This is a genomic window from Streptomyces sp. NPDC048461, from assembly GCF_055587105.1.
This window is the reverse complement of the sequence record NZ_JBVJGW010000003.1, coordinates 170,867-184,896: the sequence shown is the minus strand read 5'-3', so window position 1 is coordinate 184,896 and position 14,030 is coordinate 170,867. Positions and strand designations below refer to the sequence as shown.

The following is a 14,030-nucleotide window of genomic DNA, read 5'->3' as shown; positions in this document are numbered from 1 at the left end:
CCGGACCGCAGCTCGTAACCCTACGGCCTGCCACCGCCTCAGGTGGGGCTCCTTGCGTCATGCTCTGTCACATGATCGTAAGGTGGCGGACCCTGCGCGAGGCTGCCCGGGGACCGGTGGTCACCCACGCGCTGATCGCGGGCTGCGGTGTGGTGTTCGTACTGAGCCCGGCCTCCGGGCTGAACCCCTCCTACGGGACGGGGGACGGGCTGCTGGCGGCCGGGACGGACTACTTCCAGCGCTGGGGCGTGGTCCCGGACGAGCTCTTCACGAACACGCCCCGCGCCTGGCTGACCCCGCTGACGGCCCTGTTCGTCCACGGCAGCTGGCTGCACCTGCTGGGGAACATGCTCTTCCTCTACGTCTTCGGCGCGATGGCGGAGGAGCGGATGGGCCGACCCGCCTTCCTCGCCTTCTACGTCTGTACGGGGTACGTGGCCCTCGCGGCGTACGCGGCGGCGAACGCGGAGTCCTCCCAGACGCTCGTCGGCGCGTCCGGCGCCATCTCCGCGGTCCTGGGGGCCTTCCTGTACCTGCTCCCGCGGGCCAGGGTGACGAGCCTGTTCCCGTTCCTGTTCTTCCTGCCGCTGCGCTTCCCCGCGTGGATCGTGCTGCTGTTCTGGTTCGCCCTCCAGTGGGTGGCGGCGCAGCGTGCGGGCAGCGGCCCGGGGGTCGCCTATCTGGCCCATCTGGTGGGCTTCTCGCTCGGCTTCCTCTACGCGTGGGTCCGCTACCGGGGTACGACTAGAGTGAGGCGACCAGCGACGGCCACCGAGGGAGACAGCCAGCCGTGATCACCGCGATCGTGCTCATCAAGACCAGCGTGGACCGCATCCCCGAGATCGCCGAGTCCATCGCCGCGCTGGACAGCGTCAGCGAGGTCTACTCCGTCACCGGTACGTACGACCTGATCGCGCTGGTCCGCGTGGCCCGCCACGAGAACCTGGCGGACATCATCCCGGGCCGCATCAGCAAGATCCCCGGCGTCGAGGGCACGGACACGCACGTCGCGTTCCGCACGTACTCCCAGCACGACCTGGAAGCGGCCTTCGCCATCGGCCTGGACGCGTAACGCCTCCGGCGCGGCTACCGGGGGCGATGCCTCTGCGGTCCCGGTGGCGCTGAAGGTGGCCTTCCCTGACGGGGCCGAACCGAACGGGCCGTCCGCGGGGTCCCGCCGGGGCATCTCCTCGGCTCGCGCACCGGGGTACCGCTTCGTTCGCGCGGGCCGGTTGCGCGCTCGTCCTGCGGGGACGCCCCGCCGGGCCCCCGCTCCCCCACCGGGCCCGCCGCCCGGTGCGGCGGTGGGGCGGGGACGCTCCGGAGGGTCCCCGCAGGACGAGCGCGCAACCACGCCGCGCGAACGCAGCACTGCCTCCGTGCGCGAGCCGAGGAGACCCTCCGGAGGGGCCCCGCCCCGCCGCCCCCGCCGGGCGCCACCGGCCGCCGGTCGGCGGCCGCCGCGACCGGGTCGCCCCGTCAGACCGCCGGGACGCAGCGGCCCTCTTCCGTGCGGTACTGCCACTTGGCGCCGTCCGCGACCAGTTCCCGCACCGCCCGCACGAAGCGCTCGACGTGCTCGTCGGGGGTGCCGGCGCCGAAGCTGACGCGGATGGCGTTCAGCGAACGCTCCCCCGGCGCGGCCTCCGGCGCACCGCACTCGCCCGGCTCCTGCGGCTCGCTGCCCAGCAGGGTGCGGACCAGCGGGTGGGCGCAGAACAGGCCGTCGCGCACGCCGATCCCGTACTCGGCCGACAGCGCGGCGGCGAAGTGCGAGCTGTTCCAGCCGTCCACCACGAAGGAGATGACGCCGACGCGCGGGGCGTCGTCGCCGAAGAGGGACAGGACGCGCACCGCGGGCACCTCGGCCAGGCCCTCGCGGACGCGGGCGATGAGGTGGCGCTCGCGGGCGACCAGGCTGTCGAAGCCGGCCTCCGTCAGGGCCTTGCAGGCGGAGGCGATGGAGTAGACGCCGATGACGTTCGGGGAACCGGCCTCGTGGCGGGCGGCGGTGGTGTGCCACTCGACGTCCACGCCGCCGTCCTCGCGGCGGGCCACCTTGCGGGAGGCGCCGCCGCCGGCGAGGTACGGGTCCGCCTCCTGCAGCCAGTCCGCGCGGCCGGCGAGCACGCCCGAGCCGAAGGGCGCGTACAGCTTGTGCCCGGAGAAGGCGACCCAGTCCACGTCCAGCTCCTGGACGGACACGGGGTGGTGCGGGGCCAGTTGGGCGGCGTCCAGGACGATCCGCGCGCCGTGGGCGTGCGCGGCGGCGGCGAGCTCCTTGACCGGCCACAGCTCGCCGGTAACGTTGGAGGCGCCGGTGACGCAGACCAGGGCCGGACCGTAGGGGTCACGGCCGGCGAGCGCCCGCTCCAGGGTGGCGACGGCCTCGCCGGGGGTGCGGGGGGCGTTGAGGTAGGTGACGCGGGCGTCGGTCCACGGGAGCAGCGAGGCGTGGTGCTCGGTCTCGAAGACGAAGACCTGGCAGTCGGCCGGGAGCGCGGCGGCCAGCAGGTTCAGCGAGTCGGTGGTGGACCGGGTGAAGATCACCTGGTCGGAGGGACGGCAGTCGAGGAACTCGGCGACGGTGACCCGGCTCTGCTCGAACAGGTCGGTGGAGAGCTGGGAGAGGTAGCCGGCTCCGCGGTGCACGCTGCCGTAGTAGGGGGCGTACGCCGCCACGTCGTCCCAGACCCGCTGGAGGGCGGGGGCGCTGGCCGCGTAGTCGAGGGCCGCGTAGGTGACCTCGCCGCCGGTGACGAGCGGGACGGTGACGTCCCGGCCGAGGACCTGCAGCGGCTCGGCACAGGCGGAGTCGACGGCAACGGCGGCGGCGGTGGTGGCGGCGGCGTTCAGGGATGCGGACATGGCGGTATCTCCCGGCAGGCAGGGGTGAATGGCTTCGGTGTGCCCGTACGCGGGTACGGCTCTGCGGCCGTCCGGGGTGCGGGAAGGTCCTCGGAGCGGAGCGGGTACGCGGAGGTGACCCTGTTCCGAGGGGTGAAGAAGGGGCGGATTCGCCCTATCGCATTCGCTTGCTCACGGAAAACGCTCCTCGAGAGACCAGGACCCCTGGTGTCGAGGGATCCGCGCTTGCCGTAGACCTCGCTGCCTACGGCCTGGTCATCACCCGGGGCACCCCGCCACGGAAGGAGGGTTGCCGGACAGCAAGCCGGGGCCTAAACGCTGTCACTCGTGACCTGGTCAGCATCCTGCCACATGATCCCCCGCGCGCAAGCCCCGGTCCGCATGCTGGACCGGGGTCTTGGCTCGAAACCATCAGCCGGACGGGGCGGCCGTGGCCGCTACGCGTTGCTCGCCGCCACCCAGCGCTCCAGGGCCGTCCGCGCCGCGCCCGAGTCGATGCCCTCCGCCGCACGGGCGATGCCGGCCCGGATCTGCTCCTCCAGCGTGCCCGTGCCCGGGTCGAGCGCCACCAGGGCGGCCGCCGCGTTCAGCAGGACCGCGTCGCGCACCGGGCCCGGCTCGCCGGCCAGCAGGCGGCGGGCGACGTCCGCGTTGTACGAGGCGTCCTCGCCGCGCAGCGCGGACACGTCCACCAGGCCGATGCCCACGTCGCGCGGGTCGAACGCCTGCTCGGCGACCTTCCCGTCCCGGACCCACCAGACGCGCGAGGTCGCGGTCGTGGTCAGCTCGTCGAGGCCGTCGTCGCCGCGGAACACCAGGGCGGACGAACCGCGTTCCGCGAGGACGCCGGCGACGATCGGGGCCATCCGGGCGTCGGCCACGCCGGTGGCCTGGGCCCGTACCTTCGCCGGGTTGGTCAGCGGGCCGAGGAAGTTGAAGGTGGTGCGGATGCCGAGCTCCTTGCGGGCGGCCGCCACGTGCCGCAGCGCCGGGTGGAACTTCACCGCGAAGCAGAAGGTGATGCCCGCCTCCTCCGCGACCTCCGCCACCCGGGCCGGGGTGAGGTCGAGGTTGACGCCGAGCTTCTCCAGGACGTCCGAGGAGCCGCTCGCGGAGGACGCGGCCCGGTTCCCGTGCTTGACCACCTTGGCGCCCGTTCCGGCCACCACGATCGCCGACATCGTCGAGATGTTCACCGTCTTGGCGCCGTCGCCGCCGGTGCCGACGATGTCGACCGTCCGGCCCGGCACCTCGATCAGGTTGGCGTGCTCGTACATGGTCCGGACGAGGCCGGTGATCTCGGCGACCGTCTCGCCCTTCGCCCGCAGCGCGACCGCGAAGCCGGCGATCTGGGCGTCGGTGGCCTCGCCGCGCATGATCCGGTCCATGGCCCAGGCGGTGTCGTCGGCGCGCAGGTCCTGGCCGGTCAGCAGGGCGTCGAGAACGCCCGGCCAGCCACGGGCCGCCGCGCTGTCGCCGCCTGCCGGGGTCACCACGTTCATGGTCCGCTCCTGCTGCTGGTGGGATTCCACGTCGATCGGAAGGGCTCCAGCCTATCCAGCCCCGGTTACGGCAAAGAGCCCCGTCCGGACAATGGACGGGGCTCTCACCGTGGCGACACCAGGACTGACCGAAATCAGTCCCTCACAACGTGGTACGGGGGATCAGTGGTGGCCGTGGCCGCTCTGGATCTCCTTGTACTCCTCCACCGTGGGCTTCGGAATCTGGTTGTCCTCGGCGTAGTACCCCTTGCTGAGCTTGACGCGCATCTTCTCCAGGGCACCCACCTTGCGCTCGACACCGTTCTCGTCGACCGTCGGGCCGATCTCGGCCGGCTTGTACTGCGTGTGCGAGGTCAGCTTGTGCAGCTGACCCTGCGAGAGCGGCTCGTGGATCTCGACGAACTCACCGTGCGGGAGCCGCTTGATGATGCCGGTCTCGCGACCGTGCAGCACCTTGTCGCGGTCCCGGCGCTGGAGGCCGAGGCAGATGCGCTTGGTGATCACGAAGGCGATGACCGGGCCGACGAAGAAGCCGATCCGCGCGAACCAGGTGATCGAGTTGATCGACAGGTGGAAGTACTGCGCGAACATGTCGTTTCCACCGGCGATCAGCAGGATCACGTACCACGTGAGCCAGGCGACACCGAAGGCCGTGCGGGTCGGGACGTTGCGCGGGCGGTCCAGGATGTGGTGCTCGCGCTTGTCCTTGGTGACCCAGGACTCGATGAACGGGTACACCGCGATCGTGGCCAGCACCATCGGGAAGATCACCAGCGGGATGAAGACGCCCAGGACGAGCGTGTGGCCCCACAGGTTGATCTCCCAGCCGGGCATGGCACGGATCAGGCCCTCGGAGAAGCCCATGTACCAGTCCGGCTGCGCACCGGTGGACACGTGGTCCGGGCGGTACGGGCCGAGCGCCCAGATCGGGTTGATCGACGCGATGCCGGCGATGGCCGCGATCACGCCGAAGACCAGGAAGAAGAAGCCTCCGGCCTTCGCCATGTAGACGGGCAGCAGCGGCATGCCGACGACGTTCTTGTTCGTCTTGCCGGGACCCGCGAACTGGGTGTGCTTGTGGTAGAAGACCAGGATCAGGTGGGCCACGAGCAGGCCCATCATGATGCCGGGCAGCAGCAGGATGTGCACCGAGTAGAAGCGCGCGACGAAGTCGCCGCCCGGGAACTCCCCGCCGAACAGGAACATCGACAGGTACGTGCCGACGACCGGGACGGACAGGATGGCGCCCTGCATGAAGCGGACACCGGTACCCGAGAGCAGGTCGTCCGGCAGCGAGTATCCGGTGAAGCCGGTGAACATGCCGAGGACCAGCAGCAGGAAGCCGAAGACCCAGTTGACCTCGCGCGGCTTGCGGAACGCGCCGGTGAAGAACACGCGCATCATGTGCACGAGCATCGCCGCGACGAAGATCAGCGCGGCCCAGTGGTGGATCTGGCGGATCAGCAGGCCACCGCGGACGTCGAAGCTGATGTCCAGCGTCGAGGCGAAGGCCTCGGACATCAGGACGCCCTGCATCGGCACGTACGAGCCGTGGTACTCGACTTCGTTCATGCTCGGGTGGAAGAACAGCGTCAGGTACACACCCGTGAGGATGATGATGATGAAGCTGTAGAGGCAGATCTCACCCAGCATGAAGGACCAGTGGTCCGGGAAGATCTTGCGCATGTTGGCCTTGGCGAGGCCGTAGATGCCCAGGCGGCCGTCCGCCCAGTCGGCTACGCGCTCGCCGGCCGGGGCCTTGCGCGCCGGCTTTGTGTCAGTGGCAGTGCTCATCCGCGCTCCCAGAAGGCAGGACCGACGGGCTCTTCGAAGTCGCCGAGCGCTTCGAGGAAGCCTTCGTCATTCACGCCGATCCGCAGCTGCGGAAGCGCGTGACCGGCCGGGCCGAAGATGACTCGGGCGCCGTCGGAGAGGTCGAAGGTGGACTGGTGGCACGGGCAGAGCACGTGGTGCGTCTGCTGCTCGTACAGGCTGATCGGGCAGCCGACGTGGGTGCAGATCTTGGAGTAGGCCACGATCCCGTCGTGGGACCACTCCAGCTCCTGCTTGTCCTTGATGTCGTCCGGCTGGATGCGGACGATCATCAGGGCGGCCTTGGCGATCTGCGTCTGGAAGTCGTGCTGGTGCTCGTCCAGGCCTTCCGGCCGGGCGAACGTCAGCGAACCGACGAGGACGTCCTCGGGGCGCAGCGGCTCGTCCGTGTTGTCGTTGATCAGCAGCTTGCCCTTGGCCCACATGGTCTTGCGCAGCTTGTCCTCGGGCAGGGGCCCCAGGTCGCGCATGATCACGACGGCGGAGAGCGGCAGCATGGCCAGCGCACCGAGCATCGTGTTGCGGATCAGCGGACGGCGGCCGATGCCGGACTCGCGGGCGCCGTCGGCGAAGTCCTGCAGGACCTGCGCCTTGACCTCCGGCGGAGCCGCGATCTCGTGGCGCTCGGCGGCGACCTCGACGTCGGACATCAGGGTGCGGGCCCAGTGGACCGCGCCCGCGCCGATGCAGAAGAGCGCCGTGCCCAGCGTCATGCCCAGCGAGAAGTTGAGCGCGCTCACCTTCCCGATGGGGAAGATGTAGACGATCTTGTCTACCGGGAAGATCACGTAGGACGCGATGAAGCCGATCGTGGCCAGCATCGAGAGCGTGAACAGGAACGCGACGGTGCGCTCGGAGCGCCTCGCCGCCCGCTCGTCGATGTCCTGGATGCGGGGCTTGTGGACCGGAAGGCCCGGGTCGGCGAACGGGTCGTCCGCGACCGCGACGCCACCGTGGTGCGCGTCGCCCTGCTCGCTCGGCAGGTGCTTCTCTTCGGGAATCTCTTGGCTACTCATGACTTCTTGGCCTTAGCGGTGTGGGCCGCGACCCAGACGGCGACAGCGATCAGCGCACCCAGACCGAAGATCCAGCCGAACAGTCCCTCGGAGACGGGGCCGAGGCCACCGAGCTTGAGCCCACCGGGGTTCGTCGACTTATCGCCGTTCACGTTCTGGAGGTACGCGATGATGTCCTTCTTCTGCTTCTCCGGCATGGTGCTGTCCGGGAAGGAGGGCATGTTCTGCGGGCCGGTGAGCATGGCCTCGTAGATGTGCTTCGGCGAGACGTCCTCGAGGTTCGGGGCGTACTTGCCGTTCGTCAGCGCGCCGCCCTCGCCGGTGAAGTTGTGGCACTGCGCGCAGTTGTTGCGGAAGAGCACACCACCGTTGGCGATGTCGGCGCCCGCCGGGTCGTACTGCTTGCCGGTCGGCGTGATCGGGCCGGCACCGAGGGACGCGATGTACGCGGCCAGCTGGTCGATCTGCTCCTGGGAGTAGATCGCCGGCTTCTTCGGCACCTGGGCGCCGGGCTGCTGCGCGGGCATGCGGCCCGTGCTCACCTGGAAGTCGACGGCCGCGGAGCCGACGCCGACCAGGCTCGGGCCGTCAGAGGAACCCTGACCGCCGGTTCCGTGGCAGCTTGCGCAGCCGACGGCGTAGAGCTTCTTGCCCTCCTCGATGGCGAGGGACTGGGCGGTTTCATCGGCCTGCGCCTTGCCCGCGGGGGCGAAGGCGGCGTACAGCCCCCCGGTGGCCGCCAGCGCGAAGAGTAGAACGACAACCGCCGCCAGCGGATGGCGTCGTCGTGCGGAGAGCTTTTTCACGGATTACCCCGGTGTCAGGATCTTCTGCGTCGGTGTGTCTGGATGGAGTGCCGGGTCGGGCCCGGCGACGTACTCGCTACTTGATCAGGTAGATCGTGGCGAAGAGGCCGATCCAGACGACATCGACGAAGTGCCAGTAGTAGGACACGACGATGGCCGACGTGGCCTGTTCGTGGGTGAACCTCTTGGCCGCGTACGTCCGGCCGAGGACCAGCAGGAAGGCGATGAGACCGCCCGTCACGTGCAGCCCGTGGAAGCCGGTGGTCAGGTAGAACACCGAGCCGTACGGACCGGACGAGAGGCTCATGCCCTCGTGCATGACCAGCTCGGTGTACTCGAACACCTGGCCGCCAATGAAGATCGCACCCATGACGAACGTGATGATGAACCACGTCCGGAGCTTCTTCACGTCACCGCGCTCTGCGGCGAATACGCCGAGCTGGCAGGTGAGCGAGGAAAGCACCAGGATCGTCGTGTTCGTCGCCGAGAAGGGCAGATTCAAGGCCGAAGCCTGCTCTGTCCAGTACTCGGCGCCCGTCACGGATCGCAGGGTGAAGTACATCGCGAAGAGGGCCGCGAAGAACATCAGCTCGGAACTCAACCAGATGATGGTTCCGACGCTGACGAGGTTCGGCCTGTTGACCGTCGGGTGCGCGTGCCCGGTATCTACTGTCGTTGCTGTCGCCACGACCGACATTATGTCGGTCGCTTATCCCGCCCTCACCCCGGGGGGTGCCGTTCGGAGTGTCCGGGGCGTGTGCAAGGCCCGAACGGCCCATCAGATCACCCCCGGGAGGCCGCTCGCGAGCCTGTCCGAACCGATGTTGACAGCGCATCGGGAGGAGTAGCATCCGTTCCCCTGGCTCCGCCGGGGATACCCCATGAACATCAACGTGATTCACGTGACACGTGGAGGAACGAAATGCGGGCGACTGCGCGGGTTCTGGTCTACAGCGACGACTCCAGCACCCGGGAGCAGGTGCGGCTGGCAGCGGGGCGCAGGCCGGCCTCGGACCTGCCGCCGGTCGAGTTCCTGGAGTGCGCGACGCTTCCGGCGGTGCTGTCGGCGCTGGACGCGGGCGGCATCGACGTGTGCGTGCTGGACGGCGAGGCGGTTCCGGCCGGGGGCATGGGCGTGTGCCGGCAGATCAAGGACGAGATCTTCCGGTGTCCCCCGGTGCTGCTGCTCATGGGGCGCCCCCAGGACGCCTGGCTGGCCACCTGGAGCCGCGCGGACGCCGCGGTGACCCTTCCGGTGGACCCGGTCGCGTTCGCGGACTCCCTGGCGGCCCTCCTGCGGGCCCGGCTGGCGTCCTCCGCCGCCTGACGTCACCCCTGCGGGCAGGGCCGCGGGCACGGCTGCGGCTCACCCGTCCGTGGGAATCCCCGGTCCGGTCCGGTCCGGGGTCCACACGTGCGGGTGAGCCGGTCGGGCCCCGGGGCTAGACCGTCGGCCGCAGGCGGGTCTGGTCGACCGGGGAGCGGCCCTCCTGGGTGTCCTTCAGGAGCGCGCTGCCCTGACGCCAGTCCTTCCAGTCCATGTTCCAGTCGCCGAAGCCGTTGCCGAAGATGTCCATGTCGTCGCCGATGCTGTTGATCACCTTGACGATGTCGCCCTCGGTGATGTTCTCGTAGAACCAGGCGGCGTTGCCGGTGCTCATGCCGGTGCAGCCGTGGCTGACGTTCTCGTAGCCCTGGGACCCGACGGACCACGGCGCGGCGTGGACGTATTCACCACTCCAGGTGACGCGCGTGGCGTAGTAGACGGGCAGGTTGTAGTACTCGCTGCCGCCGATGCCGACGGTGTCCCCGCGCATCTGGACGAAGTACTGCTTGCCGAGCACCACCTTCACCCCGTTGCGGGTGGAGAAGCCGGGCTTGCCGGTGGTCACCGGAATGCTGTTGATCACTTCTCCGTTGCGCCGGAACGTGAGGTAGTGCGAGGAGGCGTCGGTGGTGACCTCGACGCGGTCGCCGATCTCCAGCTTCAGCGGCTTGGCCGCGGCCCCGTAGAGGTGGTCGGAGATCCTGACGCCCTCCAGGTTGCTCCGTACGGAGACGGTCGAGTTGGCGGGCCAGTACTCCTTCGGCCGGTAGTGGAGCTTCTTGTCGTCGACCCAGTGCCAGGCGCCCTCGACGCCCGAGGGGGCGTCGACGGCCAGGCCCCGTTCGATGACGGCGCGGGCGGCCTTGTCCTTGACGGGCTCGCTGAGTTCCGCCGTGAGGGGCTGTCCGACGCCGTACTTGCCCTCGTCCGGGCCGAATTCGACCTTGAGGACGCCCTTGGCCGGGGTGGTCTCGAAAGCGGACGTGCGCTGCCCCGGAGCGCCCTTGGCGTTCTCGGTGCTCACGGTGACCGTGTAGCGGACGCCGGCGGCCATGGGGACGGTGTTGTGCCAGCGGTCCCCCTTGGCGGACAGCTCGCCAGCCAGGCGGCGGCCGTGGGTGTCCACGACCATCACGTCGGTGATCCGCCCCTCACCCGCCTTCGCGGTGACCTCGAGGGGCTTGTCGGGGTCCACGGGGCGGCCGCCGGGGGCCTGGTTGAAGGCGATCTGGTCGCCCGCGTCGTACGGGCGGGCGGACAGCGGATCGTCGCCGCCCGACCCGCACGCGGTGGCCCCGGCCCCGAGGGACGCGACCAGCAGGGAGCAGCCGACTACCGTCCAAAGACGCGGTGAGTGGTTCATGGAGCTAACGCTATGAAGATATGACAATTACGGCGCGCGGGATGACTGCAAACGAGGGGCCCGGACCCCTCCGAAGAGGTGTCCGGGCCCCAGGTGCCTCACGACGGGGTCGCGAGGGTGCTGCTACTGGTTCTGGTTCTCACCGCGGTAGTACTCGTACACCCAGCCCCACAGGCCGATCAGGATGACCGGTGCCGAGAAGTACATGAGCCACCAGCCGAAGATGACGCCGCAGAACGCGAGCGCGCCACCGATGGCCAGCGAGAGCGGCTGCCAGCTGTGCGGGGCGAAGAAGCCCAGCTCGCCGGCCTCGTCGGCGACGTCGGCCTCCAGGTTGTCCTGGGCCATCTCGTCGACGCGCTTGGCCGTGAAGGCCAGGTAGTAGCCGATCATCACGCTCAGGCCGAAGGCCAGGAAGAGCGCGGTGGTGCCTACGGGCTCCTTCGACCACACGCCGTACACGACGGCCATGATCAGGATGAAGAAGGAGAGCCAGAGGAACATCTTGCCCTGGATCTTCACTTGCCGGCCTCCTTGCCACCGGTGACGGCAGCGGCACCGACGCCGTGGTGGTCCTCGAGGTGGTCGAGGGCCGCGATTTCCGGGTGGTGCAGGTCGAACGCCGGGGACTCGGAACGGATCCGCGGCAGGGTGAGGAAGTTGTGCCGCGGGGGCGGGCAGGACGTGGCCCACTCCAGCGAGCGGCCGTAGCCCCAGGGGTCGTCGACCTCGATCTTCTTCCCGTACTTCGCCGTCTTCCAGACGTTGTACATGAAGGGCAGCATCGACAGGCCGAGCAGGAACGAGCTGATCGTGGAGATCGTGTTCAGCGCGGTGAAGCCGTCGGCGTCGAGGTAGTCCGCGTAACGACGCGCCATGCCCTCGGTGCCGAGCCAGTGCTGCACCAGGAAGGTGCCGTGGAAGCCCACGAACAGCGTCCAGAAGGTGATCTTGCCGAGGCGCTCGTCCAGCATCTTGCCCGTGAACTTCGGCCACCAGAAGTGGAAGCCGGAGAACATCGCGAAGACCACGGTGCCGAAGATGACGTAGTGGAAGTGCGCGACGACGAAGTACGAGTCGGAGACGTGGAAGTCCATCGGGGGCGAGGCCAGGATGACGCCGGTCAGACCACCGAAGGTGAAGGTGATCAGGAAGCCGACGGCCCAGAGCATCGGTGTCTCGAAGGACAGTGAGCCCTTCCACATGGTGCCGATCCAGTTGAAGAACTTCACACCGGTCGGTACCGCGATCAGGAAGGTCATGAAGGAGAAGAACGGCAGCAGCACACCGCCGGTGACGTACATGTGGTGGGCCCACACCGTCACCGAGAGGCCGGCGATCGCGATGGTCGCACCGATCAGACCGATGTAGCCGAACATCGGCTTGCGGGAGAAGACCGGGATGACCTCGGAGATGATGCCGAAGAACGGCAGCGCGATGATGTACACCTCTGGGTGTCCGAAGAACCAGAAGAGGTGTTGCCACAGTAGGGCGCCGCCGTTGGCCGCGTCGAAGACGTGCGCACCGAACTTGCGGTCCGCCTCCAGCGCGAAGAGCGCGGCGGCGAGCACCGGGAAGGCCAGCAGGACCAGGACACCGGTCAGCAGGACGTTCCAGGTGAAGATCGGCATGCGGAACATCGTCATGCCGGGCGCGCGCATGCAGATGATCGTGGTGATGAAGTTGACCGAGCCGAGGATCGTGCCGAAGCCCGAGAAGGCCAGACCCATGATCCACATGTCGGCGCCGATGCCCGGCGAGCGGACGGCGTCCGACAGCGGGGAGTAGGCGAACCAGCCGAAGTCGGCGGCGCCGTTCGGCGTCGCGAAGCCGGCCACCGCGATGGTCGAGCCGAAGAGGTACAGCCAGTACGCGAACATGTTCAGCCGCGGGAACGCCACGTCGGGCGCGCCGATCTGCAGCGGCATGATCCAGTTCGCGAATCCGGCGAACAGCGGCGTCGCGAACATCAGCAGCATGATCGTGCCGTGCATCGTGAACGCCTGGTTGAACTGTTCGTTCGACATGATCTGCGTGCCCGGACGGGCCAGCTCGGCGCGCATGAAGAGCGCCATGATCCCGCCGATGATGAAGAACACGAACGACGTGACCAGGTACATCGTGCCGATGGTCTTGTGGTCGGTGGTGGTGAGCCACTTGATGACCACGTTGCCCGGCTGCTTGCGCCGTACCGGCAGCTCGTTCTCGTACGAGTCAGCTGCGGCGGCACCCTGGGATTCGTTGAGGATGCTCACAGTTTATTCGTCTCCGCGTTCCGGGCCGGGTCGGTCTGCTTGATGCCGGCCGGGAGGAAACCGGTCTGCCCCTTCTCCGCAAGCTCCTTCAGGTGCGCCCGGTACTTCTCGGGCGAGACCACCTTGACGTTGAAGAGCATCCGGGAGTGGTCGACGCCGCAGAGCTCGGCACACTTGCCCATGAAGGTGCCTTCTTGGGTCGGGGTGACCTCGAAGACGTTGGTGTGGCCCGGAATGACGTCCTGCTTGAACAGGAAGGGGACCACCCAGAAGGAGTGGATGACGTCGTTGGACGACAGGATGAAGCGGACCTTCTCGCCCTTGGGCAGGAAGAGGGTCGGCCCCGGGTTCCCCGTCTGCGGGTTGCGGTCGCCGGGGACGCCCTTCTGGTAGACGCCCTCGGCGCCGGCCGGGAAGTCCTTGGTGAAGCGGTCCGGGATGGAGTCGAGCTCCTTGGGGACCTGCGTCATCGTCTGCGGCTCGGACTCGTTGGCACCCTCGGCCTTGGGCAGCGCCCTCGGCTTGGGGGTGTTCGCGTCGCCGTCGACGTCCTCGACGTAGTTGAAGCCCCAGCTCCACTGGAAGCCGACCACGTTGATCGTGTGCGCCGGCTTCGGGGTGAGGGCGAGCAGCTTCGACTCGTCACGCGCGGTGAAGTAGAAGAGCACGGAGACGATGATCAGCGGGACCACGGTGTACAGCGCCTCGATGGGCATGTTGTACCGGGTCTGCGCCGGAACCTCGATCTTCGTCCGGCTGCGCCGGTGGAAGATGACGCTCCAGATGATCAGGCCCCACACCAGGACGCCCGTGATGAGCGCGGCCGCCCAGGATCCCTGCCACAGGGAGAGGATGCGCGGTGCCTCCTCGGTTACCGGAGTCGGCATTCCGAGGCGGGGGAAGTCTTTCCATGTATACGAGCAACCAGTGGCGGTCGCCAGGACCACGCCCGCAGTCAGCGCCTGCAGCAGCTTCCGCCGCATCGGGCGCCGCGGCGAGCGGTCGGAGCCGTAGGGACTCACGTAGCGCCTTCCCGAGAGTCTCGGCCCGCGCGGCCGGC

Annotated in this window: 13 protein-coding genes and 1 riboswitch; of the genes, 3 read left to right on the top strand and 10 right to left on the bottom strand. The window is 68.7% G+C overall.

Annotated features, from left to right (window positions below; genetic code table 11):
* Positions 1-59: 59 nt before the first annotated feature.
* A complete protein-coding gene (locus ACZ6S8_RS06410) occupies positions 60-794 on the top strand; it encodes a rhomboid family intramembrane serine protease (RefSeq protein WP_469453036.1) in 735 nt (244 codons plus the stop codon).
* Positions 791-1,072, top strand: coding sequence for an Lrp/AsnC family transcriptional regulator (locus ACZ6S8_RS06405; RefSeq protein ID WP_267720853.1), 282 nt, complete (start codon positions 791-793; stop codon positions 1,070-1,072). The genes ACZ6S8_RS06410 and ACZ6S8_RS06405 overlap by 4 nt, the downstream gene beginning before the upstream one ends.
* Positions 1,073-1,479: 407 nt before the next feature.
* On the opposite strand, the gene ACZ6S8_RS06400 is transcribed toward ACZ6S8_RS06405, so the two are convergent.
* The 6 genes from ACZ6S8_RS06400 to ctaE all read right to left on the bottom strand — a co-directional run bounded on the left by ACZ6S8_RS06400 (position 1,480) and on the right by ctaE (position 8,722).
* Positions 1,480-2,868, bottom strand: coding sequence for an aminotransferase class V-fold PLP-dependent enzyme (locus ACZ6S8_RS06400; protein ID WP_469453034.1), 1,389 nt, complete (start codon positions 2,866-2,868; stop codon positions 1,480-1,482).
* A gap of 216 nt (positions 2,869-3,084) precedes the next feature.
* Positions 3,085-3,201, bottom strand: a riboswitch (SAM riboswitch).
* Positions 3,202-3,305: 104 nt separating this feature from the next.
* Complete coding sequence (gene trpD, locus ACZ6S8_RS06395) at positions 3,306-4,370, bottom strand: anthranilate phosphoribosyltransferase (protein WP_469453033.1); 1,065 nt, start codon at positions 4,368-4,370, stop codon at positions 3,306-3,308.
* Positions 4,371-4,532: 162 nt separating this feature from the next.
* Complete coding sequence (gene qcrB, locus ACZ6S8_RS06390; protein ID WP_469453031.1) at positions 4,533-6,164, bottom strand: cytochrome bc1 complex cytochrome b subunit; 1,632 nt, start codon at positions 6,162-6,164, stop codon at positions 4,533-4,535.
* Positions 6,161-7,219 carry a cytochrome bc1 complex Rieske iron-sulfur subunit gene (qcrA, locus tag ACZ6S8_RS06385; protein ID WP_469453029.1) on the bottom strand — a complete coding sequence of 353 codons (1,059 nt, stop codon included), beginning with the start codon at positions 7,217-7,219 and terminating at the stop codon, positions 6,161-6,163. The genes qcrB and qcrA overlap by 4 nt, the downstream gene beginning before the upstream one ends.
* Positions 7,216-8,025, bottom strand: a complete 810-nt coding sequence (gene qcrC, locus ACZ6S8_RS06380; RefSeq protein ID WP_383922182.1) for a cytochrome bc1 complex diheme cytochrome c subunit — start codon at positions 8,023-8,025, stop codon at positions 7,216-7,218. The genes qcrA and qcrC overlap by 4 nt, the downstream gene beginning before the upstream one ends.
* Positions 8,026-8,101: 76 nt before the next feature.
* Positions 8,102-8,722 (bottom strand): aa3-type cytochrome oxidase subunit III, encoded by a 621-nt coding sequence (gene ctaE, locus ACZ6S8_RS06375; RefSeq protein WP_386522100.1) that lies wholly within the window; start codon positions 8,720-8,722, stop codon positions 8,102-8,104.
* Between the two features lie 225 nt (positions 8,723-8,947).
* Between ctaE and ACZ6S8_RS06370 the strand changes: the two genes are divergently transcribed.
* Positions 8,948-9,352 carry a hypothetical protein gene (locus tag ACZ6S8_RS06370; protein ID WP_469453026.1) on the top strand — a complete coding sequence of 135 codons (405 nt, stop codon included), beginning with the start codon at positions 8,948-8,950 and terminating at the stop codon, positions 9,350-9,352.
* 115 nt (positions 9,353-9,467) lie between these two features.
* Here the strand turns inward: ACZ6S8_RS06370 and ACZ6S8_RS06365 are convergent, their stop codons facing one another.
* From ACZ6S8_RS06365 to ctaC, 4 genes are all read right to left on the bottom strand, one after another.
* Positions 9,468-10,715, bottom strand: a complete 1,248-nt coding sequence (locus tag ACZ6S8_RS06365; RefSeq protein ID WP_469453024.1) for a L,D-transpeptidase — start codon at positions 10,713-10,715, stop codon at positions 9,468-9,470.
* 123 nt (positions 10,716-10,838) lie between these two features.
* Positions 10,839-11,237 (bottom strand): cytochrome c oxidase subunit 4, encoded by a 399-nt coding sequence (locus tag ACZ6S8_RS06360; RefSeq protein WP_267720843.1) that lies wholly within the window; start codon positions 11,235-11,237, stop codon positions 10,839-10,841.
* Positions 11,234-12,970 carry an aa3-type cytochrome oxidase subunit I gene (gene ctaD / locus ACZ6S8_RS06355; protein WP_469453021.1) on the bottom strand — a complete coding sequence of 579 codons (1,737 nt, stop codon included), beginning with the start codon at positions 12,968-12,970 and terminating at the stop codon, positions 11,234-11,236. The genes ACZ6S8_RS06360 and ctaD overlap by 4 nt, the downstream gene beginning before the upstream one ends.
* Positions 12,967-13,992, bottom strand: coding sequence for an aa3-type cytochrome oxidase subunit II (gene ctaC, locus ACZ6S8_RS06350; protein ID WP_469453019.1), 1,026 nt, complete (start codon positions 13,990-13,992; stop codon positions 12,967-12,969). Before ctaC ends, ctaD begins: the two co-directional genes overlap by 4 nt.
* Positions 13,993-14,030 lie beyond the last annotated feature (38 nt).